We start from the raw sequence: 25,522 nt of genomic DNA, 5'->3' as shown, positions 1-25,522 counted from the left end.
TGGCCAGCCAAAAAATTTCAATCCACGCTCTCGCATGGAGAGCGACATCAAGGACAAGAATATGACGTTATTGGTCTCGAAATTTCAATCCACGCTCTCGCATGGAGAGCGACGTAATCATATCCAAGCGAATGCCGTCACAGCCGATATTTCAATCCACGCTCTCGCATGGAGAGCGACGACTCTTGGATGGTTGTGTTATTGGGATTGCAGTTCAATTTCAATCCACGCTCTCGCATGGAGAGCGACAGACCGGCTGCCACCCCTTGCTACGCAAGGGATTGCAAACGCGAAAACCCTTGTCCCGCAAGAGGTGCGAATCTCCCGGGATTTTTATGGGAGCTTGGGGTTCGCACTAGCAATTACCCCCAGGGCAGCAAGAGCGACTTGACGGAATTGAGGGCAATCAAAGGTGTGTCATTAACATTTCAATCCACGCTCCCGCACGGGGTGCGACCCTAAGTTTTAGTGATTAGCCCAGTGTCGGATTGCTATTTCAATCCACGCACCCGCACGGGGTGCGACTACGAAACGCTGCAAGAAGCCCTGTACCATGAATGATTTCAATCCACGCTCCCGCATGGGGAGCGACGACAAAAATCACTTACTTTAATGTGAATTTATGATTTCAATCCACGCTCCCGCATGGGGAGCGACTAATATGATACGGACATGTTAATTTATATAGAAATTTCAATCCACGCTCCCGCATGGGGAGCGACCAATCCCCATTTGTATCGATTGCCTTTGTTGATTCGATTTCAATCCACGCTCCCACATGGGGAGCGACGGCCTCATGTTGGCCCGTAACATCCGCCGCACCGAAATTTCAATCCACGCTCCCACATGGGGAGCGACATTAACAACCTTTCCAGCAACGTCTTTGAGTTCGATTTCAATCCACGCTCCCACATGGGGAGCGACGGAAAAACATCGTAAAATTTGCAGACTGGTCTGAGATTTCAATCCACGCTCCCACATGGGGAGCGACAACAAAAGATTTTGGACAGTGTCTTCAAAGCATTATTTCAATCCACGCTCCCACATGGGGAGCGACTCGAATACGTCTCTGGCTGTCCACGTTAGCAATGGTCTATTTCAATCCACGCTCCCACATGGGGAGCGACCCGTGCCTATTAAGGTGGGATAGATTTGCAGAATGATTTCAATCCACGCTCCCACATGGGGAGCGACGTACACACGTTCTACGCAAGCGGCAAGGCGGTATGATTTCAATCCACGCTCCCACATGGGGAGCGACCAAGCTGGTCATTCGTCATCTTAATGGCCGCCTATTTCAATCCACGCTCCCACATGGGGAGCGACGCGGAGGTGATTACGGATGTGGCCGTTTAAGCGTAAATTTCAATCCACGCTCCCACATGGGGAGCGACGTATCTCACACCAGGAAACATCAGCGCTGTTGCTGATTTCAATCCACGCTCCCACATGGGGAGCGACCATACGCGGGAGGGATAAGTGATGACGAATCAAACATTTCAATCCACGCTCCCACATGGGGAGCGACTGTATTCTGCGCTTCAAAAAAAGGAGGACGAACAAGTATTTCAATCCACGCTCCCACATGGGGAGCGACGAGGGCGAAGAGACCGGCACATTTGATACTTTCGATAATTTCAATCCACGCTCCCACATGGGGAGCGACAGCACCCGCTGCGACCGCTTGCTACGCAAGGGATTGCAAACGCTTTAGTGCGAATCTCTTAAAAATGACCGTTTAAAAAGAGGCTCCTTCTATAAAATAACGCGAAAACCCTTGTCCCGCAAGAGGTGCGAATCTCCCGGGATTTTTATGTGAGCTTGAGGTTCGCACCAAACATAAGCTTACAGACCAGGGCAGCAACATGTTTAGCTACTGTTTTGCCCGGGACCTTTCCGCTTTTTCTATGACTTCAATCAGGCTGAGATCCGGATTTGTTTTCCTATAAAAGATCGCCAGTTCGGCGGTCCGCCAGCCTGTTTCCATTCCCAATAGTCTAGAGTATCCACATTTTCAAGAAAAAAATGAGAAAGTGCCTCAATTGGATTTACACTGTACATTGATTTAAAAGATTACTGAGACATCGGTTCATGTACAAGGTATTCATTTTTCAATTCATACAAAAGCTTAAAGACACTGAAATGATTCACATTAACAATTTTATCTACAAATTGATTGCATCTGGCTGGCGAATTAAATAGCGTCCGTTACATGACAACCGATTGTTTGCCATTTACGTCCAAGGGAATCAGTGAGATGATAGTAATGAATTGCCTCCGGCGAGTCGCCCAATTCCGGCCAAACCAAATCTTTTTCATAATGTCTATTACAGCTTGATAGTTAAGCTTGCGGGGGCGACGCTTGGGCATATGCATCCTCCACTGAATTTTTTAAAAGATAGGTATCTATAAAAGGCAACCTAACCGCAAATGGATTTTCTTAATACGATTGCACTTTTAAAGTTCAACCCTTGTATCCACAATATACCATATGCACTTTTGAAGTGCAATACCTTAAATTCGGAGGACGAAATGGAATATAACAGATATACACTCCATTGCAAATTGGACGAGATTTTAAAAGAGCACGATAATATGTCCGTTTTGAAATTGTCTAAAGAGATAGGCCACCGTAGAACAACCATTATGGAATTGATGCATAACACCAATATGGAAAAGAAAAAAATCTCGGCAGCGCTGATCGTGAAGTTATGTTTATACTTCGATATCAGTCCCAACGAATTGTTTGAGGTGCGCCCCAAAGAGTAAGCTTCCCTCAGGCTAATAAAGCGCCGAAACTAGGCCGTCAGATTGCCAGTGAAACTGGGTGCCGCAATTTCATCCACACTCTCGCATGGAGAGCGACAATAACGCCCCGCCCACAATAAACCATTTCATAGCGATTTCAATCCACGCTCTCGCATGGAGAGCGACGTTTTTTTATCAAAAATATTTCGAGAGATTCAATTATTTCAATCCACGCTCTCGCATGGAGAGCGACTTGTAGGAGGGGATGTCCAGCTTGTCCAGGTTGATCTATTTCAATACACGCTCTCGCATGGAGAGCGACGACAAGCCCCAAAATGACCATGAGATCAGTCAACGGATTTCAATCCACGCTCTCGCATGGAGAGCGACCGGGGCTCCCAATTACCATAGCTGCATGCTCAGATTTCAATCCACGCTCTCGCATGGAGAGCGACGACGACGGAATATGTAAACGGGAAACCAATTCGTGTAATTTCAATCCACGCTCTCGCATGGAGAGCGACCATAGGACTTCTCGTTGGCTGGTTCATTCGGTTATTTCAATCCACGCTCTCGCATGGAGAGCGACGTTGCCACGATAATGTTTCTTCTTGGTTTAGATGATTTCAATCCACGCTCTCGCATGGAGAGCGACTCTGAGTATGGCTTATCAGCGTTCTCGTTGTCTCATTTCAATCCACGCTCTCGCATGGAGAGCGACGACAAGGCCGAGGATCGACAAGCATCCACTTGGACAATTTCAATCCACGCTCTCGCATGGAGAGCGACCGTGGGATGAGTCAGAGCAAAGCACAGAAGTAACATGATTTCAATCCACGCTCTCGCATGGAGAGCGACTTATAAAGACCAAGACCGTAGGGCTTCACCAGTATTTCAATCCACGCTCTCGCATGGAGAGCGACGTACAACTTGCGTGATACGGGCGGAGTATTAACGATTTCAATCCACGCTCTCGCATGGAGAGCGACGTGGCTGTGGCGGGATCGCCGGGAACGGTGCAGTTATTTCAATCCACGCTCTCGCATGGAGAGCGACAAGGAGCAGCAGAGGCTGGTGTGTACTGGCTCCAAATTTCAATCCACGCTCTCGCATGGAGAGCGACGCTGTTCGCGATCTGATAAATAACTTGGCAAAGATATTTCAATCCACGCTCTCGCATGGAGAGCGACCATCCGTAAACTCCGATCCGCCAACCGCTAACCCATTTCAATCCACGCTCTCGCATGGAGAGCGACGGCAAGACAGTTTGAAGTATCGCCTTCAACCGTGAAATTTCAATCCACGCTCTCGCATGGAGAGCGACCGGTACGAGAGTGGCGAAGCATCGACGACGCCCAAGATTTCAATCCACGCTCTCGCATGGAGAGCGACTCCCTTTACGCTCCGGCTCCGGTTCTGTGGGAGATTTCAATCCACGCTCTCGCATGGAGAGCGACAGCAGCCGCTGCGACCACTTGCTACGCAAGGAATTGCAAACGCTTTAGTGCGAACCCCTTGAAAATGGTTGTTTAAAACGGGGCTCCTTCTATAAAATAACGCGAAAACCCTTGTCCCGCAAGAGGTGCGAATCTCCCGGGATTTTTATGTGCGCTTGGGGTTCGCACCGGGGAGTCGAATCATTTTGAACCTAACCTCGGTTCTAGTATTTTACTTTATCTTCTCAATCGGAGCCTTCGGTACCGATTTTTTCTAATTTTGGAAAGATTGAAGAAATCGAACTTTGTCAAGTTGACCAGTTCTGTTGTGAACGGGTCAGTGTCATCTTTAAATATAAAAAATAATGGGCAAGCACGAAATGCGGAGGATTAATATTGCTTAGGAAGGAATACTCTTCTCTATTTAAGTGTAAGTTTTATACTCTAACCGTATCGTTTGTTTTCTTGTGGAAAGACTTTTACTTTGTCGCGGCTATATTTAGGGTCTACTGGAAGCAGAGTGAATTCCGTCTGCAAACATTGAAAACCATCATTCGTCCGTTTTTATGATTCCTTTTTCCTTTTCAAAATGTTCGATATGTTGTTCAATTAGATATTCAATCTGCATGGCAATAGACCTCTTGTTCTTGTCTGCGATGTACTTAATTTTATCGAAATTCTCTTCCTTTAGCCGTAACGTAAACACTCTTTTATCAGTTGCCATATGTTTAATACTCCCCAAAAGTGATGTCATTATTGTATCATTATGAAATTTCCGCTCATACATTCATGTTGACATCTAAGTGATGTCACTATATAATTTATTTTATACAACCCTTGATATTATTTTGTCGGAGGACATTCATGGCATACATGGAGCAAGCTTTTAACCAGTTTCTTTCCGCTCGTATGGAGTATATAGCTAACTCGATTTTGTCTAACTGTAATGAATACAGGCAATTGATTGAAGAATGCAATCAGTTGTTCTTAACTCTAATGACCGATCTTCCCCAAGAATACAAAGAAATGCTGCAAAATTATGATACGAGCACTGCCCTACTTCAAGGAATTGCAGAAACATTGATGTATAAGCAAGGTCTAAAAGACGGCATCAGCCTTAACAGGTTTCTAACCGATAGATAGTGTTATTGGCTTTCAAAGTCATTTGTCCCTCTTTCTGATTAAGATCCCCTTCATTTCGCTTAGTGATAGTTCAAATGCCATTTTCAATTCATACTCCACCAGGCGAGGCGACCACATTCGGTATCCACCCGTAAGCTGCCAAGCGAATTTTCAATCTACGCTCCCGCACGGGGAGCGACATTGATGCCCCCGAACACTTAGATGATTACATCGTTATTTCAATCCACGCTCCCGCACGGGGAGCGACTACCAATCGCTCCGGCGGTCCGGCTATACTGATCCAAATTTCAATCCACGCTCCCGCACGGGGAGCGACAGCAAAGGAGGCTAAATAATGTCGGATCTTTACATATTTCAATCCACGCTCCCGCACGGGGAGCGACGTACGGCAAATATTTTGTACGAATACCACTCCAAAAATTTCAATCCACGCTCCCGCACGGGGAGCGACAGCATCAGTGTAACCCCTTGCTGCGCAAGGGAATGCAAACGCTTTAGTGCGAACCCCTTAAAATGACCGTTTAAAGGGGGGCTCCTTCTATAAAATAACGCGAAAACCCTTGCCCCGCAAGAGGTGCGAACCTCCCAGGGTTTTTATGTGCGCTTGGGGTTCGCACCTGAGAAGGCTCAGCCACTTGGAACGGGTGATCATAAGCAGGAAAAAGCAGCAACAAGACAAGCCTTTCACGATTCGATTGAAAATAATGTGATTGAAATCACTAGCCATCTGTCTGATTCTTATACAATCTAATTAGTTCTGCGAATACGAAATCCGGCTGTAGGGCCTGATTAATTCAAAACAAGGAGAGTGATTTTCAAATGGAAAAGAAAGAGCTAGTTCAATTTCAAGAATATCAAACGGACCGATTCACCAAGCGCATTGTCTTTAAAGAAGACAAGCATACAGTTTTTGTCTTGAACTTTGGACCGGGGCAGCAATTGCCCGTTCATAAGCATCCCGGAGCCAGCGTGTACATTCTCTTTCTTGAAGGCAGCGGAATAGTAACCTCCGATGGACGAGAAATCTCCGTATCGCAAGGCGATGTGGTTCAGATATCGGGTGATGAAGATTTCTCTTACCGAAGCGGCGAAGGCTCCAATTCGAGTCTATATGTAACGTTGATCAACACCCCGGGCGAGCAATACGCACAGAATATCTGAGCATCCGGGCCGGCAGCTTGCAGGTAGTATACATGGCACCCGACCTTTTGCCTGATAAAAGCCCTCCTTATGCGGAACAGCGAATGGACTGTCCCCGGTCATGTTCATGACTTACGGGACAGCCCTTGAAAGGGCCGGAACTGGCAATGAGATCGGTTGAGATCCGTGCTTTAAAGACGCCCATTGCCAGACCGATTATTCGCTCAAAATCACTTCACAGGCTTCAGCATAATCCCCAGCTGATCTTGGTAGGGTTCCAACTGCCGAACCAGTTCCTTCAATTGCTCCTTCTCCTCTTTCGTAAACGCACGATCAGTGCCGTCCGGCCGGGCCGCTTGAGCTTGCAGCTTTTGAATCCCGCTGATAACTCCTTTCACTTTGGCAAAATCCTGACTGCTGAGGTTTTGCTCCCCGCGGGCCAGCACGTCTTTCCACACGTTGTCCACTTGCCGGACAGCTTCCTTAGCAGTTACCCGCTCATTCAGCTTCTCAAAATAAGGCTCTAGCTCCGCGTTCAGCTTCTTATAGGTTTCCTGATCTGCGGGGCTTAGCCGCTCGGGATGCAACACTCCTGTGTCATCGGCTATTTTGAGGTTATAATCGCCCAATTTTTTAAGCATGCCCATCAGCTTCGCGAACTCCTGCGGTTCAAAGCTCTGCTTTGCCGCTTGCAGCTTCTCCTCCAGATAATCATACTGCTGGGTGCCGCCGAATGGCTCTATCCGCTCCTGCGAGCCGTATACGGAGTCCGCCAGATAATGGTACCCGGCATACGCTCCCGTAGGAACGAGCAGCACGGCGGCCAGAATGCCTGCCGCAATCCATTTTTTCATTCTTCTTCCCTCCGGGTTCAGTGATTTGTGATTTAATATTCTGTCCTTCAGTTCCAGCGGAGCCGTCCAGGCCCTGCTTTCTTCCCGCAATGCCTCTCGCAGCTCTTGCTCAAGCTTCATGCAAATCCTCCACCTTTCCCCTAAGCAAAATCTCGCTGCTCCGCTTGCTGCGCAGCTTCTTTAAAGCGGCGTGAATACGGGATTTTACCGTTCCGAGAGGGATGTCCAGCGCATCCGCAATTTCCTCCTGGGAGTACTCGTTCAAATAGTGCAGAATCACGACCTGCTTCAGCTTGAATGGAAGGCGTTCCACGCTTGCAATCAGGGGACGGTTCGATATTTTATCTACCACTTCCCCCGAAAAATCGTAAGCCAGGGCGATACTCTGCTGCGCTTTTTTAATCAGGCGGATATGATTCCAACTCTTTCTCCGGTAAGAACGGATTTGCCGCATAACCACCCCCATCAGCCACGGACGAAAAGGCCGGGCCGCATCATACTGCCCAAGAGACCGGTACGCTTGAATGTAAATCTCCTGGACGACATCATCCGTATCGGATGACTCCCCAATGAGGAAACGGACGGTTCGATACACCTCGGTTATTGTTTTTTCATATAGCTCGCTATACGCTTCACGGCTGCCGGCAAGCACAAGCGCTGCGAGCTCCGAATCTTGTTTTGGATGATTCATCCGCCATTCCCCCTTCGGTCTTACACTCTTTATTGGAGAGTACCGGATATTTCGTTCGCTTTTTTAGGAGTTAACCTGGAAAATCTCCCGTTTATTCTTCCTCCATGGACGTATTAATCGAAACCAACGGGAAAAGCTCCATCTTATTTCTGAGAAAAGGACCTATTTCGGGAATTCCCCTTTATTAAGAGGGAGAAAATCCCTTTTATTCGCGCGGTAACTGGCTTTTGGCTCCGATAAGCTCCGATTTTTCCCGCTTGGCTCTCTCGAATGTCCTCAAACCAAGCGGGTTCGCGCCGTACAGGCGTAACGCCATAATATATCTGCGGCAGAAAAAAGCCCTCAGCTAGCGGACTTCCCGCTTAACGCTTGAGGGCCAATCGGTATCCCAGATTGATGATAAAATTGTAGAAGAGATGCGTCCTGGAAACCCGCATCCGTCTGATAAAGGATGGCAGCGAATAGAAACGGCGGCGGAAATCGAGATAACCCTCGAATAGCTGCTCCGAAGTCATATTCCGGGGTCCAAACACGACGTCCGTCTTGCCGTTGTACAGACTCCAGTCTCCGCTCAGCAGCCGCTGCTCCTGCTTCATTCCAGCGTATACGGGTGTCCGGGGCAGCGGCGTAAGCAGGCTGACGGTAACCCCGTCGATTCCCAGCTCCTCGCAGGCTGCAAGCGTATCCCGGAAGGTTGCCGGAGTATCCTCGTCAAAGCCGAATACAATGCCGGCCTGGATCATGATCTTGTGCCCATGCAGCTTCCCGATGATTTCACGGTACGAATCGACCCGGTTGATCCCTTTGTTGACGCCCCGCAGCGCCGATGGCGAAAAGGACTCCAGCCCAACGAACAGATACAGACAGCCCGCTTCCCTCGCCCGCTCTAGCAGTTCATCGTCATTGCAATCGGCGAGGGTCACCTGTGCCGCCCACTTTTTGCCCAAAGGCTTCAGGTTCTCCATCAACTCAGTGGCATGTGCCTTATCCGCAAAAAAATTATCATCCCAGAACACGAAAAACCTCGATTTCATCAGCGAGATTTCGCGGATCACTTCCGGGATTGGACGGACGCGAAAGCGGTCGTGGTAAATTTGCTTCAAATTGCAGTAAGCGCAGCGGTAAGGGCACCCCCGTGTCGCGAACACGGCGCCCTTCATCAGCCGGTTTCTTTTTAAAAGATCCCATCTCGGCAAAGGGAGATTCTTCAGATCAGGTATGCCCTCCGACCGATACACGGCCCGTTCCTTTCCTTTATGAAAATCGTCCAGAAATTCCGGCCAGGTCTCCTCCGCTTCACCGATCAGGATACTGTCGCAGTGCCCGGAAGCCTCCTCCGGCAGCAGCGTGACATGCGGTCCGCCCATGACCACCTTGGCCCCTTGTGCCCGGAACTTCTCCGCGATTTGGTAGCAGTGGTAGGCGTTCGGCGTGTTCACGGTAATGGCTACCAGATCAAACGTGCGGCGGAAGGGGATTTTTTGCCGATATTCATCTATAAGCGTGATCTGATACTTGCTCTCATCAATGAATCCCGCCAAATACGGCATCGTGATCTGAACGAAGTTGTTAAACTGCTTCCTTCTGAACCGGTTGATTTTCTCGTTCTCCGGCTGAATCAGCAGAATCTTTTTTCTCATGCGTCACCTTCCAGATAAGTCCATTTGCATAATTATAGCATGGAAAAATAGCCCAACAATGCTGAGCTTATGCCTCATGAGGCATAAGCTCAGCAAGCCGCAGCCAAACCCAACTACGCTTGAACCTTGATCCTGACATTCCCAAAGGAACGAACCGCGCAGCTGCAATAGGCATATTATGTATTAGTTCCATAGAGAGGTGGTGAATAACCATGAGCATTCAAATGGGTGTACCTCAACAACAAGTGCTGTATCAAGCAGACAGCCAGTCCATTCAGAACTTAAAATCCATCAGGAGCCATTTGCACAATATATGCAGACAACATACGAATCAATATGTCAGGATTGAAACAATCGACGGTCAGGTGGTCACGGGGAGAATCGTGAATTGCGAGAGGGGCTTCTTGCATTTGGCAGTTCCAAGGCATGGGGGAAATCGTGCTTTCTATAATCCGTATGATGAAATGATTCTAACCCTTGTTCTTTACGAGCTGCTTGTCATCACTTTATTGTACACATAACATTTGAGAAAGAGCCTATACGGTGAAGTAGGCTCTTTCTTTTTAAGGACGTCATCTTAGAATGTCTTCAGAATAATCACCAGCAGAATGAAAAGCACTAAGACAGTAGTAGTCGAGGAGAACCCTGCATAACCACCCATCGCTATCCCTCCTTCAATTTTCTACACTAATATATGCCCTATCTATATAAGTGCAAGTGCTTTTGCCTATTGTCCTTCTGCCAGGCATAAAAAAAACACCCCCTAGATTTATCGAATTAACCTGGGAGGTTATCCGATTACTATTCTAAGGGGTGCTCTTCATAAGGAGAGCGAACTTGCTCTACTTTCAATTTTAGCTGTATCGGGAGATTAGTTCATACAACTGGTTGGATACCTCATGTACACCACGGCGGAGATCATTTCCGGTAAAGGTCACGCGGATAAAGCTTTCGTCCGTACCCATGGCTTCCGACAAGAAACCGCCAAGTCCTCGAGCTCTGCGGTCAATCTGGATGTACAGCTCCAAATTGTCGCCCCGTGGGAAGAACATCACTTCAAGCTCATCCAGCGCACCGCGAAACTCGCGGGTCGGCACATACTCGAACTCCTGTACAAAAGGCAAGCCGGCGCCAAGACGGGGAGCATACTCATTGCTCACTTCACGCAGCCTGAAGCCCAGCTCATCCAGCGCTCCGAATACCACCTGCATGTTATCGCTCGGCAGCACCTCGAGATAATCATGGTCGCTTGGGTCAAGCGCCATCTTGATATCCAGCCCGGTCATCAGCCATACCGGTGTATGGCGGTACGATACAGGCGTACGCTCAGGAACGGTAATTTCAAACGGAATTTCCCGAACCTCCCCGGCCTGCAGCAAAAATCCCTCGGTAATGAGAATGCGTGCGATTTCGGTTTCGTGCGTTATCTTTCGATCATTTTCCTCTTTATCATACTGAGTCTTCACATAAATATAAATCTTGTCAATTTGCTGCTCCACCTGGCCCCCGCGAATGGATACCACTCCGCGCAGCGTACCGCCAGCCACTACCCGCGCCTCCTCCAGCCGAGTGTCCACTTTAGCCGACCCGATGCCGACGCTTGCCAATACCTTTTTGAACATAGACATGTACCGGTTCCACCTCCGCAATATTGAATCCTTGTAGTACGTTCATGCTATGCATTACGCTGCTTCCGGTTGATTCGTTTCATATTTCTTGAACTCGCCCCTTTCGCCAAATCACCCAATCGGTGTTCCATCAGGTAGTTTAAAATCAGGTTTTAATAGAACTACATCCCCCTTTTCGGGTATTCCTCCAAGAACTAATACCTCTGAATTAAACCCGGCTATACGACGCGGAGGAAAATTGACTACCCCTATTATTTGTTGCCCTATAATATCTTCAGCCGTATATCTTTTGGTAATTTGTGCACTTGACGTTTTTATTCCGATTTCTTGTCCAAAATCAATCTCAAGTTTGATAGCAGGTACTTTTGCTTTTGCGAAAAACTCAGCTTTGATTATTGTTCCAACACGAATATCTAATTTCAAAAAATCATCAAACGTTGCCATTTAAACACTCACCTCTGAATAGTTTAAGGATTGTAACCAAAAGTCTGTGCACAGGATTATAATGATAAGCCGAAGATTTGATATGATAATATCACCACCTTCATTTTATTTGTGTAATTATATCTTTAATTTATATAGAAATATCGTCATCAGAAAGGACTTCGCTAAGATGAAAAAACAGTTGCACGAGACCATTTTATATCCCGATGTTTCATTTCCATATATCATGTACACCCATACTATTCATGGAAGTATTCCTGAAGGTAGAGGATTTAACGATTTACATTGGCATGAAGAACTACAAATCACTTTGGTTACTAAAGGAAAACTAGTTATACAAGTTAATGGGATTGATCATGAATTAGAAACAGGACAGGCAATTTTAATTAATGAGGGCGTCCTTCATGTTACTACGAACCTGACACATAACGCTCAGTATGTCAGTTTTAATTTTCCTGAGAAGCTGCTGGCCTTCTATGCAGATAGTGCCATGGAAAAAAATTATGTACTACCTTATACAAACTCTTCCTTAGTGTCACTAGTAATCAAGGGAGATGTTGAATGGGAAAGTCAAGTACTGGAAATGCTTTGGGATATGAAAAAGAAATTTGATATGAAAAAAAACTGGGGGTGGGAATATGAGGTTTCGATTAAAACTGTACAATTATGGTTTACCTTAATTTCTAACATTTCGCTCTCTTCTGAGGAAGCACCTAAATACTTAAAACTGCAACAAGAAAGACTTCAATTAATGCTCAGCTTCATCCATCAGAACTACTCAAATAATATAACACTGCAAGAGATTGCTGATGTAGCGCATCTAAGTGTTTCGGAATGTACTCGGAGTTTTAAGAGAACCATTCATATGACACCTTACGACTACTTAATTAAGTACCGTATCAAGAAAAGCAGCGAGTTATTAATCTCAACAGATTATACAATAACCGAAATAGCCCACAGAGTGGGTTTCAATCATGTAAATCACTTTATTCAGTCTTTTAAAAAATATCATGAAAGAACACCTAAAGATTTCCGGAAATTTAGAAAGTGATCAACCAGTACAAAAAAAACTTCACCTCCAAGACTTCATGTCTTGGGGACGAAGTTGTCGCGGTGCCACCCCAGGTTCATTAATATGTCGCCATATTAACCTCTTTAAGTACGGCATTGCAGTCAATGCTTATACTCTAGCTCAATAACGGGAGCTCCCGTCACGCTATCCCCTTGAGGGTTCCGGCATGCTGCTCAGAGGCTTGGTTCGGGAAATCGCTCTTTGCTCCTTTTCAGCTGCCGGAGCTCTCTGTGCAAGAACGTGATTTCCTTACTCTTCTCATCATCGCGTTTTCATTTATCGATAGGATATCAATTATTACCATTTGTGTAAACCCATATTCTTTACGTCCGTATGAAACTAACTTACTTACATAAAATAACCGATATGATATATTAAGAATTATTCTTACATAATAGTTAGACAAGAAAGGAGAGGCGTTTCGTGAGACTTGCAAGGTATTTTTTCATCAGCTTTACGGTTTTGATCCTTATTACAGCTCTTCCTTGGTATGTACGAGCTCAAATAAGCGATGCGGATGCCGATCTGGTGTCTATTTATCAAGGGACCGGCTCATTATCCCCTGCCTTTTCTCCATCAGTGACGGAATATTGGGTAAGAATGCACAGCTCTGCAATCGGTTATTACACGGCGGCAATTCCTGCAAATTCCGGAGCGGCAATGGAGTATTCGATGAATGGAGGTTTTTGGACTGCAATCCCTTCCTATACATCAACCGGGTATCTTCCGACAAATCGGGGAGATAACACGTTTCAAATCAAGGTAACTTCGGCGGATTTAACGGCAACCAAAACGTATACAATTCATGTTTATTATCCATCGACCAATGACGCGGATTTGATTGATTTACATTCAGATGAAGCAGCGTTAAGCCCGGGTTTTCAATCCTCGGTAATGAATTACACAGCACACGTACCTTATACAACGAGCAGCATTACGTTCACCGGGGTGCTGGATGATCCCGCTGCCTCTTTGACAATCAATGGAACAGCGGCAACCAATGGCGCTGCATCCGGTGCGATTCCTTTAAATGTCGGAAGCAATACGATAGTAATCGCGACCGCATCCTATGATCAAACGGCGAACAAGACGTATACGATAACGGTGACACGAGCCGCACCCAGCACGAACACCGGCTTGAGTGATCTAACCGTTCCCGGAAACCTGTTAAGTCCGGCTTTTGCAACAGGTACGACTGCCTATACATTGGCAAGTGCCGCTTATGCTGCCGATTCATTGACGGTAATTCCAACGGCAGCCGATCCGGCGTCAACGGTAAAGGTTCGGGTTAATGGAGGCAGCTACATGACGGTTAACAGCGGCTCAGCCAGCGGATCGCTGGCGCTGAACGTCGGAAGCAATACCATTGAAATCCAAGTAACCGCCCAGGACGGGATAACAAGCAATGTATACACGATCACAGTGAAGCGAAAAAATAATAATGCCGCGTTAAGCGAGCTGCTCGTATCGCCGGGAAGCCTTAATGAGGCGTTCTCCAGTGAAAGATTGGACTATTCGCTGGAAGACGCGGGCAGCACGACGGATACGTTGACGGTGTCGCCGGTGCTGGCCGATCCGGCAGGCGCTTCAGTTCGTGTAAACGTGAATGGCGGCGGCTACACACCGGTGACGAATGGACACGGAATAGATGTGCCGCTGACTCCAGGCAGTAATCTCATCACTCTAGAAGTGATAGCGGAAGATTCGGGCTACTTCAAGCGGTATACGATTTCGGTTACAAGGCTGCAGGATAGTGCGATCTACCCGGCATCGGGCATTTTTGACAAATATTCGTCCAATCCTGTGGAGGGGCACTATCAAGATATCGTGACAACCCTTACCTTGAACGGTAATACACTGTCAAGCATAAAGCTTGACGACACGATTCTGGAAGCTTCCAGCTACACATTATCCGCAAATACAATAACCATTCATAAGGAATACTTGGCTGCATTAGAAACAGGCCATCATGTAATTGCTTTTGTGATGAATAAGGGATCGAACGCTCTGTATACCCTGTTTGTGAACGACACAACCCCGCCGATCCTGAACTCCGCTGTTGCCGGTGACGGACATGTACAACTTGCCTGGAGTCCTGTAGATGGCTCTACGGGATACAAAATCTACCAAAGCTTAACATCCGGCACTTATGGTCCCGAAGTCGCTACCGTTACCGGGTCTACTTACGATTTTGATGCAACAGGCTTAACCAATGGTACTACGAGCTACTTTGTCGTTAAAGCGACTAACCCGGGAGGGGACAGTGCGGTTTCCAATGAATTGAGCGCAACGCCGAGAACCGTTCCGGCCGCTCCAACAGATGTAAACGCGGTTGCGGGAAATGGCCAGGCCACCGTTTCTTTTACGGCTCCATCGGATAATGGCGGAAGCCCGATCATCGGATACGAAGTTACAGCTTTGCCGGGTAATATCATTGCGGAAGGAACCAGCAGTCCAATTACCGTTACGGGCTTATCGAACGGCACTGCTTATACGTTTACGGTAAAAGCGGTCAACAGCGCAGGGAAAAGCGCCGGATCAGCCGTTTCCAATGAGATTATTCCAAGACCATCATCAAATGCCGGAGATGGGGACGGTACACCGACAAATCCCGTTACAACGGGGAATGCTGGAACCGTTATGAATATCCTGGTCAATGGAAAAGCCGAAAATTGGGGATTAGCAACAACAACCCGGGTTAATAATCAATCGGTCACCACGATTTCACTAAACCCCGCTAAATTTATGGAGTTTTTTGCAGCGGCAAGTCCGGGTACAGTAATTACAATTCCATTCAGTCCGGGATCGGATGTCGTCATCGGTGAGTTCAACGGCCAGATGATCAAAACTCTGGAGCAAAATCAGGCGGTGGTGAAAATCCAAACCGATCAGGCCAGCTATACGCTGCCTGCCCGGCAAATCCATATAGAATCCATCTCCCATCAGCTGGAGCAATCGGCGCTACTACAGGATGTGATCGTTCAAATTGAAATTGCGGCTCCTGCGGCAGACATGCTGCAAACGATCGAAAATGCGGCATTCAAAGGCAATTTCAAGCTTCTCGCTCCTCCGCTTAACTTTACAGTACGTGCGGCATATCACAGCAGCAGCTTGGAAGTGTCCCGGTTCAATGCATATGTAGAACGCACAATAGCGATTCCCGGTAGCGTTGACGCCAGCCAGTCCACAACCGGTATTGTCGTCGAACCGGGCGGATTAGTTCACCCTGTACCAACCCAGCTTACCGTTATGGATGGGAAGTATTATGCGACAATCAAGAGCTTGTCGAATAGCACGTACGCTATCATTTCACATCCGGTCGAATTTCAAGATACCGCCAGCCATTGGGCGAAATCTGCAGTAAATGATTTGGGCTCGCGCATGATCATTAACGGGTTCGACAATGGAAGGTATGCCCCCGATCAAGACATTACTCGCGCAGAGTTTGCGGCCATTCTTGTTCGAGGACTAGGAGTGAAGTTAGTGCATGGAGGAACCGCATTCCCGGATGTAAAAGCTTCCGATTGGTATAGCGATGCCATTCAAACTGCGTACGCCCACCAATTCATCAGCGGCTTTGAAGATGGCAGCTTTCATCCAACGGACAAAGTCACACGGGAACAGGCAATTGTGATGATATCAAAAGCAATGACGCTGACCGGTTTGAAAACCAAGCTCCCGGCCCAGGAGACAAATGCAGCGCTTGCTCCATTTAAAGACGCAGCGAATGCTTCCAATTGGGCCAAGGAGAGTATTGCCGACTGTCTGCAATCGGGAATTGTTTCGGGCAGAAATAAGATGGAGCTTGCTCCAAAAGCACCCATTACGAGAGCGGAAGTTGCAGTTATTATTCAGAGGTTCCTTCAGAAGTCCGAGCTCATTTAGGATAAGGCGTTCTTTTGCAGCTAATTTATATCCTCTCTAAACCTAAGGGAATCGGATGCGTCCGGCTCCCTTTTTTATTTGATTTTACTCCTTCGAACTTCCAATATCCATTTGCCGCATAAAGAGTGGGGATCAATACCTGCTGCAAAAACAATCAAGCCGAAAACCGAAGCCAACGAAGAAACAAGAATTACGACGAACTTTTATACTGACTTCATCCTTTTTTTGTCTGCTGTGAAACAAAAGGCGATGAGCGGAACGACCCCTTCACACAAACCCATGATGACAAATTCCGGAAATTGCTGGAATCGTGATGTGATGCCATATGCGGCTATCGATACATCTCCATATGCTCAATCGCATGCTGCATCTGACCCTTTAAGTGTATGTAATACCCAGGGACTAGATTGGACTATTCCCCAAGAGGTTCCCGATTTATTTTTAATGGTTCCCCGAGTCGTCATTGAAACTTATGTCCCCCTTCCCGGCCTTCCTTCCCCTCCGGCCACAGCAAGCGCCTAAGAAGTATTCCTGCCGCACCAATCATAGCGATTACAAGGCCGAAGCTGGCAAAGATCCGCCGCGGACCCGCCAGATCGACCATCGTGCCGCCCAGCAGCGGGGCGGCAATCATCGCGGCGTTCAGCACCATGCTCTGGATGCCGAACACCCGGCCTGTCATATGGGGCGGCGTTTCCTTTTGCAGACAATAATTAAAGGTGATCATGAACATCCCGTTTCCGGCGCCCATAAGCAGACCCAGCAGCAGCACGGGAAGGAGAGAAACGCCAGGCGGCAGCAGGCCCAGCCCTCCGATGGCCGCGCCGATCAGCGCATAGCCTCCGCCCAGTCTTAAGCCGTAGCCTGCGCCGCGCCCCACCTTATTCATGGCGGCGATCGTCAGCACCGCTCCCGCCCCCGCCGCCGACACCAGCCAGCCGAGCAAATATTCCCTATCCGGGGCAAGGGTACGGAATAAACTGGCGAACTGGAAATCAACCATCTGGATCGACAGGGCGCCCATCAGGCCAAACAGCATCGTATTCCGCAGCAGCCTGCTGCGGAAAATAAAGCTCCAGCCTTCCTTCCACATTGTCCGCGCCGAAAGCGAGTCCCCGTCGGCAGCTTGGTCCCCTGCTTTTTTTCGTACATCCGAATCCGCGCCTGTGCTCCCACTGGTATCAGCGTTCTTTATGGACAGCAGCAGCACATACGAAAGCAGCCGCATGCAGGCATTCAGCGCAATGCACCAGGCGGGCGAAAGAGCGGCCAGCGCCAGTCCGCCCAGCAGCGGACCGGCGATTTTGGAGCCCTGCGTGACGAAGCCGTTAAGGGACGCGGCTTGGAGCAGCTGGTCCTCCCGGACAATGCTCCGGGTGAGTGACTGCTGGGCCGGCACATTCAGCGCAGACACGGCCGACCGCAGCGCAAGCAGCGGCAGCAGCCACAGCATGCCGGGAGCGAGCAGCACCGCTGCGGTCAGTACTGCGGTCAGCAGGTTGCATAAGCGCATCAGCTTCAGCTTGTTCAGCCGGTCGGCGGCTACTCCCGCTGCGGAGCCAAGCACAATGCCCGGCAGCGCCAGGCTGACGGGAATCAGCGCCAGCATCAGCGGCCCGGCCTGCCAGCGGTAGCCGACCAGCACCTGGATCGCCAGCATATCGAACCAGTCGCCAAATTCCGCCGCGGCGTAAGCGGCATATACGCGCATATAGATTTTGTTGCCGAAGAGGCCGCGGTCCGCGCGCGTCTCTCGTTTAGTCAAAGGGGCTTCCATTCGCACTCTAGTATTCCTCCATCCGGCTGTACCCGCCTTTCTTTACGCCGAGTATATCGCCGGATTGTCAGAGAAATATCAGAGAGCGGACCACTCCAACTACGTGATTGCGAAGCATAGCAGCCCGCGCTTTCAGCCTTGGCGCCGTGTCTTCAGACAGTTGTCCAGCGCCGCTTCGATCCGGCTTATGAGCCCGGGCAATCCGCAGCGCGCCTGCTCTTCCGCAAATAACGCCTCGTATTTACGCAGCACCGCTTCCACACCCTTAAACGGCGCAAACTGCCGGCAGAATTGCGTAATTCGGTAAAGTCCAAATAACCGTATAGGCACGAATCCGGATAGCTCCAGCACTTCGAGCCCCTCGTCCAGCAGCGCCTCGCCCGTACGTCTTTCATTCTTTCTCAGCATCCAAAGCCCTTTAATAACGGTATAGCTTCCGATTTCCCGCAAAAAGGGCTTCGCCTGAAGAAGGTCTTCAATAGCCCCCGCCATTCTTTGCATCTCTTCGTCCGGAGTCCCCATCATCAGGTGGACGAACATCTCGGCGGTGGACACGGGCGTGTCAAAATTTTCGTAGCCCGGTTCCGCAATGACCCGCCGGGTCAGCTTTAGCCGTTCAATCGCCTTCTCCGGTACTCCCGTCAGTGCGTACAGCTCCAGAATATTGAGGATTTCCATTTCACGGTGCTGGGACGGAGGCAGAAGTCTTGCAGCAAGCACCCGCTCGCAATAGTCCAGAGCGTCCTTCGGCTCGCCCGCGAACATATAGAACAGCAGCAGCCAGTATGCGCGCTCCGAACCGGGCGGATCTCCCCCGCTAAGCAGCCACTCCAGATCGCCCTGCACAAAATGCACGTAAACGGAGTAAAACGGGTCCAACTCGTAGCCCAAAATATCCTGCTGCCGGGCAAGCGCCAGCATCGACTTCCCTTGCCCATACTGATGATATTTGACGAATACCTCCCGCATCTTCTCCCGCAGTTCTTCGTCCTGAACGGATGGGCGGGCATCAATGCCTGTTGCTTGCTCCCGCACGGTCAGGCAGTATCCGAATCCCCGGACCGTGCGGATCGTCAGGCCTTCAAACGGGACGAGCTTTTTGCGAAGCCGGTAGATATGATCGTCCACCGTGCGTTCCACCGGATATTCGAGCGGCCATACGCTGTCCAGTAGCTGCCCCCGGCTGAACGCCCGCCCCCGGTTGCGGTACAGGAACCGCAGTAGATTGGACTCTTTGGCGAACAATTCAACCGTGATTCCCCCGGCGGATACCGTATGCCCATTTTCATTAAATTCCAGAACCATACCGATCCTCCCACTCCCTGCCGGAACTCTTCCCGCTATTATAACAGGCACTATCCGGGGGACTCCAGCTAAGAAGAAACGCCTGACGGCGTACTTAAAGGACGTAAGTAAGTTTCTCGAAAAAAAAGATGACTCCTGACGAATTCAGGAGCCATCTTTTGACTGCATAACGGTATTCATTTCGGCTGCCCACATTGGAGCCGCGTAGATGCGGACATCCGCTACGGACAGTTCACCCAGAATGCCGCGCAGATGCTCTGCCTCCCGAGCGCCGCCTATAGCTTCGTTGGCAAATCGAGGTCTTCTTTCGCTGAATTAAGCAACATTTGAACATCTTTATATAATCCTCACGGGGCTTTTGAAGTTACATAATTTGGTTAATCAACAGGTCTGTGTAGATACTTAACCCTCGCTTAATCTAAGATGAAAAAGGAAAAAGAGTCGTATCCACAAAAAGTGAATGGGCTCTTCTCCGTAAGGTTCAAGGGGCTTAGCGTTCTATATCTTCTTTATCTGGTTTAGGGGAAACAGTTTTCTGAACAGGATCGAACTGAATGCCATCAATACAGTAATCATACATGAACGTTTTCAATGTTTCCATATCATTGGACTCGTAATATTGCACCAATAAACCTGTGAAGGCACGTTGATGTTCAATCGGGATGGAAATGATGCCACAACCCGAAGAGATCATCACCTGATTAGCGGAGAGCATGGCCGTACGTTTGTTGCCATCCAAAAACATCTGTTTTCGCATGAGATAGAGCATCAATGTGATTGCTCGCTCCGTGGGACTCTCGATGGCATGAATGATAGATAAGTCTTCTTTGATTTGCGATTCATCAGGCATATCAGGTCGCCAAGTTGTACCCCCGATAGAGACGGGAACTTTGCGTAAATAGCCTGCCTGAACAATCAGATTATCTCCACCTACCAGTTGATTGATTTTGCAAATGTACGACAGGTCGATGGAATAATCGAGATTGTCCAAAATGAACTGCCAAGCATGTTTCAGATTGTTTACGCCGACAATTTCGTTTACTTTGATGCCGGGAACGCTTAATCCGTTGAAGATGGCTTCCGTGTCGGGATACGTTACAGCAAAACCCTCCAATTTGGCGCTCTTCCATATATAATCAATAATATTTCGTTTGGCCACAAAGATGTTCTGTTCCACTGTCATTTGGTATTTCGGCTTCATGATATTTGCTCCTCCTGCCGCGTATTGTGGAGTTAATTTTCCTCATTATATCGAGCAAACTGATCTCACACAATTAATGAAACTCTTTTCATTTCATTATATCTCTAACTGTTCCCCGGCTGAGAATTATTTTAATTTTGTAATGCAACCCATTTTGCTCTGCAGACAGTGCCCAAGGTCTACAATTCTCAAGTTGGTAGCCATGCGATTTTACCCTTCAATTGGACTTGTTGGATTAGTATTGACCAAGGTGATAGCTTTCCAGATTCTCCTTTCGAAAATACCTAGTTAGTTTAGGTCAAGATGGGGAAAGGGGATATTCGCAAGCGTATGTTCATACATGTATGTCTCTGTTGATTGCACGACTAATGCAATACTTGCCGTATTGATGGGGTAATCTTAAGCAATGCCTTTTTTACACGTCTGTTGATTAACCACTAAATGGTAGAAAAAAGTCGCCAACTCGGTAAAATGTTTGTACCCCTACAAACAACCGAAAGGTGGCGACTCCATGAAAAAATCTACCATAAACCTGTCCATCCTTCAATCCATGCTGACTTCAGAAGAAGTTCAATCTGTGGTTAGGCTTGCCAAGTACGAAGACGATGCTCGTAAGTTTACAGTGTATCATCTATTACAAATCGAGGTCTTCTTTCGCTGGATTATGCAACATTTGAACATCCCTTCTTGTTTGGTACTACCCAAAATGCCGTGTATGGCCAACTCTTTTCGGATTTGATCGTCTATGTTTTGCTCAAATGGCTGTTTGACTCTACACATTCAAGGGTGCCTCGGATGGTGTGTCTTTCTTTTGTCCGTTTTTCACGCTTATTCACTTTGAACAGGCTACCGGTTGAATGGACGATAAGGATTCAGCAATATGTTCATTTATATAATCCTCACGGAGCTTTTGAAGTTACATAATTTAGTTAATCAACAGGTCTCTCAATTAAAGATTCAACAGCGCATCCAGCGAATATTCACCCGCACCAGATAAAGCCACAAGGACAGCTACCGCAATCAAGACTGCGTTATATTCATAGCCGTTAGCGGTTACCCACAGTCCATTCTTGCCATGCACTTTAACGATGGCGCCGAGCATAGTCAGCGTAATGAACAAGGCGGCAAGTGGAGTAAACAGTCCGACAGCAAGCAGAGCGCCTCCGATCAGCTCCAGCAGCCCCGCCAGCACAGCCATGAATACGCCCGGCTTAATGCCGATCGAATCCATCCAGCCTCCGGTTCCTTTCGGGCCATAACCGCCGAACCAGCCAAACAGCTTTTGAGCGCCATGCCCGATGAACAACAGCCCCACTACCAAACGAACAACCAGTAATCCCAATGCTAACATCTAAGTCATCTCCTATTGTTTTGGATTTAATAATCTTTATTTAAAGATATTTTACAAAAATCGATGGATTCACTTATCTTTTAGGGTAAAGCGGATAACTCACTTTTGCGGGAACCTTGATGATAATCAGGCGCAGCGCGTCTTGATCCGACGAGTTCGTAATTTCCAGCTCCGTATCGGCTTCCACGGCTTTGATGATGAAATCTTTGTGCCGGAAAGGTACGGGCTCCTCCGATGCTCCTGGCTCTGCCAATGCTCCTTCCCCGCGAATGGCTAAAGCCGTTAAAGTATAACCGGCAGGCACTTTTTGCACATATCTTGCACCGCCGCTTACTTCAACATCCCACATTTCGCTGTCTGTGACTAATTGAACGGGAGCACCAGGACCAATGACCGTCTTTACGGTATATCCGGCTGTCGTTTCCTGTGGAAAATCTTCATGCGCATACTGCCGGTAAGTCGGCTTTCTCCGAATCGCTTCCGTCAATTCCGGCTCAAACCAGATTTGAAAAAGCTCCGAATCCGCGCTCAGCCGTTCTTGATGACTTACGCCCGAACCTGTCTGCATGACCTGCGCCCCGCCTGCGCCGACTGTACTGTCAGTACCCAAGGTATCCCCGTGAAAGGCATTGCCTTCAACCACATAAGTCAAAATTTCAAAGCCTTGATGGGGGTGCAGACCGATCCCGGCTTCGGTGCTTGAAGTGGCCCATGCCCAATAAAATAAGGGGCCTACCCGTTTGATAACCGACCCTTCGCCCGAGAAGCCAATCGGTTTTTGTTCCTTAATTTTCCCGCCGTCAAATTCTCCTCTTCCCTGCGTAGCGGGTGTATAGACTCTGGTTTGCATAATGAACAACCTCCCTAATTGGATTTTTAAACTTTAGCAGCTACCGGTTAACTCTCTTTCGCCCGTTTCCCTAATTTCTTAAGCAGTACAATCGCTTCTTGCTGCTCATCTGGGGATACAGCCTTCATTAATGAGTGGATTTTAGCGGCATGTTCGGGAAAAATCCGGTTAAATAATTCATTTCCAGCCTCGGTAATTTCAGCATAGATCACTCTCCGGTCTTCGTTGGATGGCACACGTCTTAACAGATTTTTCTTCTCCAGCTTGTCGATATTGTAGGTTATGCTGCCGCTTGTAATTAATATCTTCTCTCCAATTTGGTGCATCGGAATTTTCCCCTTCGCGTACAAAACCTCAAGAATCATAAATTCGGAAGGTGACAATCCGTATCCCCTCACATCCTTTACAGCCTGATCCGTAATCGCTTTGTTCGCCTTGGAAAGAACGACAAGCAGCTTAAGAGAAGTCGCTTGAGCATCGTCTAATTGAATGGGCATTGACTCACCTCCCATATATATCTTTGACTTAAATATCTTCATGTAGAATATCTCTACTCAAAGTGTCTTTGATTTAAGATAAATATACAGCGTGAATCCGTTATTGTCAACAACAAAAAAATTGTACCACGGTGCTGCGTTTCAACTCGGATAAGAGGCGATTGTCATCCCCCGAAAAAAAGCAGCCAGGCGGGAAATCCCTCCTGACTGCTCTTAAGTACCTGAACCTGCGGCCTTACCGTTCTGTTTACTACCCGGCCATATTATTGATGGAATCCTGCTCGGAGAAGACCGAAATATGATCGACTTTACCGGTAGACTTCGGAATCACGAATTTCAACTGATACTGCGCGCTCGCATTGTAAATGTAGATGCTGTCGTTCCCGCTGGTCTTTACGTCATTCGGCTTGCCAAGCGTGTCCTCAATCTGCTTCAGCGTCAGCTGCTGCAGATCGGCGGCGCTGGACCGGACATCAAAAATCAGGCTGCCCTTGTTGAATCCGATCACCGCATGCTTGGTGCTGTAGGTGGCGTAGATGCCTTTGCCCGCCCCCTCTTCCTTGTCCGGCTCGCCCCAGGCCTGCTTCACATCGTCGATCAGCCCGGTGTGCGCGGCGAACGGGATGCCCGGCGCTTTGCCCTGCTTGGCAAGCTCAAGCAGCTCTTTGAGCTGCGCGGCCGTATTTTGCTCCATGCCGCCGCCGGGGGCAGGCGATGCAGCGGCCGAAGGCGCGGCGGAAACGCCCGGACTGCCCGATGGGGCAGCATCACTGGCCGCCGGAGAAGCCGCGGAAGTCGCCGGGGCTGACGATGCGGCAGCAGAAGGCGGTACAGACGGTGAGGCAGTCGCCGATGGCGACGGGGATGCTTCTCCGCCTCCGGAACTGCATGCGGCAAGACCCAGCATTCCCGTGAGCATAACGCCTGCCGTCATCATTTTTATGTGCTTGTTCATATGTGTCATCTCCCTGCTGATTGGACAGTCTTGAATCTATTTCTATCCTTAACTGACGGCGCACATACGGAAAGGTTGCAGCACTGGGGGCGCCTGCCAAACCTCGGGATACCTAATGGCATATATCCGCTATCGGCACCCGCCGCTTATTTTAAATGCCTCGCGGCCATCTCCAATATGATCTCTTTTAATGCTGTCCGAAACTCCGCTGTATCTATGCCTAGATAATCCTTGCCGATTTCGGTATATTTCAGCAGCTCCTGCTTACTCAGATACTCCGCCGGATTAAGATCCAGTTCTTTCAAATAACTCGTCAGCGCCGTAAAAATGATAAATTCCTCTCGGTTCATATCGTATTACCTCCATCTCAAATATAGAATTTGCCAGCAGCATAAAGGAAAAATCACCTTGAATGTAGAATAATGTAGAATTACAATCTCAGGAGGAATTTGAAATGGCGAATCTATTTAGCGGACTGCTGGGCAATTATTCCGAGGTTTCCATTCCCGAGCTGAACAGCCAGTACGGAATGTACCTGATGCCGGATGAGAAGATCCAGATGGGATTCCGCCTCGTGCGGGATACGTTTATCATTACGGACGAACGGCTGATTTTTATCGACCACCAGGGCGTAACCGGCAAAAAGACCCGGGTTGCTTCCATCTCCCTCGAATCGCTGTATGAAGTTACGATGGAAACGGGCGGCACCGGCTTCGATGACAGTGAAATCACCATCCACTATATTCAATCGCCGTATTTTAAGACCAACAACCCGCAAGTCGGCTCGTACAGATTCGAGTTCGGCAAAAAATTCAACGTCCAGCCGATCTACGTCGCGCTGCTCACGCTGGCGCATCAGAACCATAAGCGTCTAAACGCATAGATCCGGATTTTTTTCTCGAAAA

General features: G+C 48.4%; 22 protein-coding genes, 2 pseudogenes, 4 CRISPR repeat arrays and 1 other annotated feature (1 of these 29 running past the window's edge). Of the genes and pseudogenes, 7 read left to right on the top strand and 17 right to left on the bottom strand.

The window, feature by feature from the left end; all coding sequences use genetic code 11:
* Positions 1–249: a CRISPR direct-repeat array (repeat unit 32 nt; unit sequence ATTTCAATCCACGCTCTCGCATGGAGAGCGAC); it reaches 52 nt to the left of the window's first position.
* 175 nt (positions 250–424) lie between these two features.
* A CRISPR array of direct repeats spans positions 425–1,666; the repeat unit is 32 nt.
* A gap of 764 nt (positions 1,667–2,430) precedes the next feature.
* Positions 2,431–2,769: a helix-turn-helix domain-containing protein gene (locus tag VK70_RS02680; protein ID WP_324607981.1), complete on the top strand. Its 339-nt coding sequence runs from the start codon at positions 2,431–2,433 to the stop codon at positions 2,767–2,769.
* Between the two features lie 64 nt (positions 2,770–2,833).
* Positions 2,834–4,205: direct repeats of the CRISPR family, unit length 32 nt; unit sequence ATTTCAATCCACGCTCTCGCATGGAGAGCGAC.
* A 529-nt stretch (positions 4,206–4,734) separates the two neighbouring features.
* Here VK70_RS02680 and VK70_RS27695 read toward each other — a convergent pair.
* Positions 4,735–4,908: a hypothetical protein gene (locus VK70_RS27695; RefSeq protein ID WP_036638762.1), complete on the bottom strand. Its 174-nt coding sequence runs from the start codon at positions 4,906–4,908 to the stop codon at positions 4,735–4,737.
* A gap of 140 nt (positions 4,909–5,048) precedes the next feature.
* Here VK70_RS27695 and VK70_RS02675 point away from each other — a divergent pair, with 140 nt between their 5' ends.
* Positions 5,049–5,327, top strand: a complete 279-nt coding sequence (locus VK70_RS02675; RefSeq protein ID WP_025694349.1) for a hypothetical protein — start codon at positions 5,049–5,051, stop codon at positions 5,325–5,327.
* Between the two features lie 146 nt (positions 5,328–5,473).
* Positions 5,474–5,778: direct repeats of the CRISPR family, unit length 32 nt.
* A 368-nt stretch (positions 5,779–6,146) separates the two neighbouring features.
* Entirely contained in the window at positions 6,147–6,488 is a 342-nt protein-coding gene (locus tag VK70_RS02670; RefSeq protein WP_025694350.1) for a cupin domain-containing protein, read from the top strand.
* A gap of 209 nt (positions 6,489–6,697) precedes the next feature.
* Here VK70_RS02670 and VK70_RS02665 read toward each other — a convergent pair whose 3' ends face one another.
* The 3 genes from VK70_RS02665 to VK70_RS02655 form a co-directional block, all read right to left on the bottom strand.
* Entirely contained in the window at positions 6,698–7,441 is a 744-nt protein-coding gene (locus tag VK70_RS02665) for a DUF3600 domain-containing protein (RefSeq protein ID WP_025694351.1), read from the bottom strand.
* Positions 7,431–8,012: a sigma-70 family RNA polymerase sigma factor gene (locus VK70_RS02660; RefSeq protein WP_025694352.1), complete on the bottom strand. Its 582-nt coding sequence runs from the start codon at positions 8,010–8,012 to the stop codon at positions 7,431–7,433. The genes VK70_RS02665 and VK70_RS02660 overlap by 11 nt, the downstream gene beginning before the upstream one ends.
* 362 nt (positions 8,013–8,374) lie before the next feature.
* Entirely contained in the window at positions 8,375–9,652 is a 1,278-nt protein-coding gene (locus tag VK70_RS02655) for a B12-binding domain-containing radical SAM protein (protein WP_025694353.1), read from the bottom strand.
* 212 nt (positions 9,653–9,864) lie between these two features.
* On the opposite strand from VK70_RS02655, the gene VK70_RS02650 reads away from it, so the two are divergent.
* Entirely contained in the window at positions 9,865–10,173 is a 309-nt protein-coding gene (locus VK70_RS02650; RefSeq protein ID WP_025694354.1) for a hypothetical protein, read from the top strand.
* Positions 10,174–10,229: 56 nt separating this feature from the next.
* Here the strand turns inward: VK70_RS02650 and VK70_RS28800 are convergent, their stop codons facing one another.
* The 3 genes from VK70_RS28800 to csaA form a co-directional block, all read right to left on the bottom strand.
* Positions 10,230–10,313, bottom strand: coding sequence for a YjcZ family sporulation protein (locus tag VK70_RS28800; RefSeq protein ID WP_233277819.1), 84 nt, complete (start codon positions 10,311–10,313; stop codon positions 10,230–10,232).
* Positions 10,314–10,506: 193 nt separating this feature from the next.
* Entirely contained in the window at positions 10,507–11,280 is a 774-nt protein-coding gene (locus VK70_RS02645; protein ID WP_025694355.1) for a sporulation protein, read from the bottom strand.
* 111 nt (positions 11,281–11,391) lie between these two features.
* The gene (gene csaA, locus VK70_RS02640) at positions 11,392–11,724 is read right to left on the bottom strand and encodes a chaperone CsaA (protein WP_025694356.1); all 333 of its coding nucleotides are present in this window, start codon (positions 11,722–11,724) and stop codon (positions 11,392–11,394) included.
* Between the two features lie 169 nt (positions 11,725–11,893).
* On the opposite strand from csaA, the gene VK70_RS02635 reads away from it, so the two are divergent.
* Both VK70_RS02635 and VK70_RS26240 read left to right on the top strand, forming a co-directional pair.
* Positions 11,894–12,775, top strand: coding sequence for an AraC family transcriptional regulator (locus VK70_RS02635; protein WP_025694357.1), 882 nt, complete (start codon positions 11,894–11,896; stop codon positions 12,773–12,775).
* Positions 12,776–12,816: 41 nt separating this feature from the next.
* Positions 12,817–13,070, bottom strand: a binding site (T-box leader).
* Between the two features lie 149 nt (positions 13,071–13,219).
* A complete protein-coding gene (locus VK70_RS26240) occupies positions 13,220–16,681 on the top strand; it encodes a cadherin-like beta sandwich domain-containing protein (protein WP_025694358.1) in 3,462 nt (1,153 codons plus the stop codon).
* 206 nt (positions 16,682–16,887) lie between these two features.
* On the opposite strand, the pseudogene VK70_RS28795 reads toward VK70_RS26240, so the two are convergent.
* From VK70_RS28795 to VK70_RS02585, 10 genes and pseudogenes are all read right to left on the bottom strand, one after another.
* Positions 16,888–17,031, bottom strand: a pseudogene (locus VK70_RS28795) (MATE family efflux transporter); the annotation flags it as partial.
* Positions 17,032–17,141: 110 nt separating this feature from the next.
* Complete coding sequence (locus VK70_RS02625) at positions 17,142–18,458, bottom strand: MFS transporter (RefSeq protein ID WP_046722763.1); 1,317 nt, start codon at positions 18,456–18,458, stop codon at positions 17,142–17,144.
* A gap of 132 nt (positions 18,459–18,590) precedes the next feature.
* On the bottom strand, positions 18,591–19,763 hold the full coding sequence (locus tag VK70_RS02620) for a winged helix-turn-helix domain-containing protein (protein ID WP_025698898.1): 1,173 nt from the start codon (positions 19,761–19,763) through the stop codon (positions 18,591–18,593).
* Between the two features lie 198 nt (positions 19,764–19,961).
* A pseudogene (locus VK70_RS28790) lies at positions 19,962–20,045 on the bottom strand (NADPH-dependent oxidoreductase); the annotation flags it as partial.
* Positions 20,046–20,253: 208 nt separating this feature from the next.
* Positions 20,254–20,964, bottom strand: coding sequence for a Fic family protein (locus VK70_RS02615; protein ID WP_025698900.1), 711 nt, complete (start codon positions 20,962–20,964; stop codon positions 20,254–20,256).
* Between the two features lie 949 nt (positions 20,965–21,913).
* The gene (locus VK70_RS02605; protein WP_025698904.1) at positions 21,914–22,315 is read right to left on the bottom strand and encodes a DoxX family protein; all 402 of its coding nucleotides are present in this window, start codon (positions 22,313–22,315) and stop codon (positions 21,914–21,916) included.
* 73 nt (positions 22,316–22,388) lie between these two features.
* Entirely contained in the window at positions 22,389–23,165 is a 777-nt protein-coding gene (locus VK70_RS02600; protein WP_025698906.1) for a pirin family protein, read from the bottom strand.
* Between the two features lie 47 nt (positions 23,166–23,212).
* Positions 23,213–23,662: a MarR family winged helix-turn-helix transcriptional regulator gene (locus VK70_RS02595; RefSeq protein ID WP_025698908.1), complete on the bottom strand. Its 450-nt coding sequence runs from the start codon at positions 23,660–23,662 to the stop codon at positions 23,213–23,215.
* Positions 23,663–23,912: 250 nt separating this feature from the next.
* Positions 23,913–24,617, bottom strand: a complete 705-nt coding sequence (locus VK70_RS02590) for a YjgB family protein (protein WP_046722761.1) — start codon at positions 24,615–24,617, stop codon at positions 23,913–23,915.
* Positions 24,618–24,763: 146 nt separating this feature from the next.
* A complete protein-coding gene (locus tag VK70_RS02585) occupies positions 24,764–24,967 on the bottom strand; it encodes a hypothetical protein (RefSeq protein ID WP_025700132.1) in 204 nt (67 codons plus the stop codon).
* A gap of 104 nt (positions 24,968–25,071) precedes the next feature.
* Between VK70_RS02585 and VK70_RS02580 the strand changes: the two genes are divergently transcribed.
* On the top strand, positions 25,072–25,500 hold the full coding sequence (locus VK70_RS02580) for a PH domain-containing protein (protein WP_025700133.1): 429 nt from the start codon (positions 25,072–25,074) through the stop codon (positions 25,498–25,500).
* Positions 25,501–25,522 lie beyond the last annotated feature (22 nt).

It is taken from the genome of Paenibacillus durus ATCC 35681 (genome assembly GCF_000993825.1).
Classification (GTDB): Bacteria; Bacillota; Bacilli; order Paenibacillales; family Paenibacillaceae; genus Paenibacillus_AQ; species Paenibacillus_AQ durus_B.
This window is presented reverse-complemented; position numbering and strand designations above follow the sequence as displayed.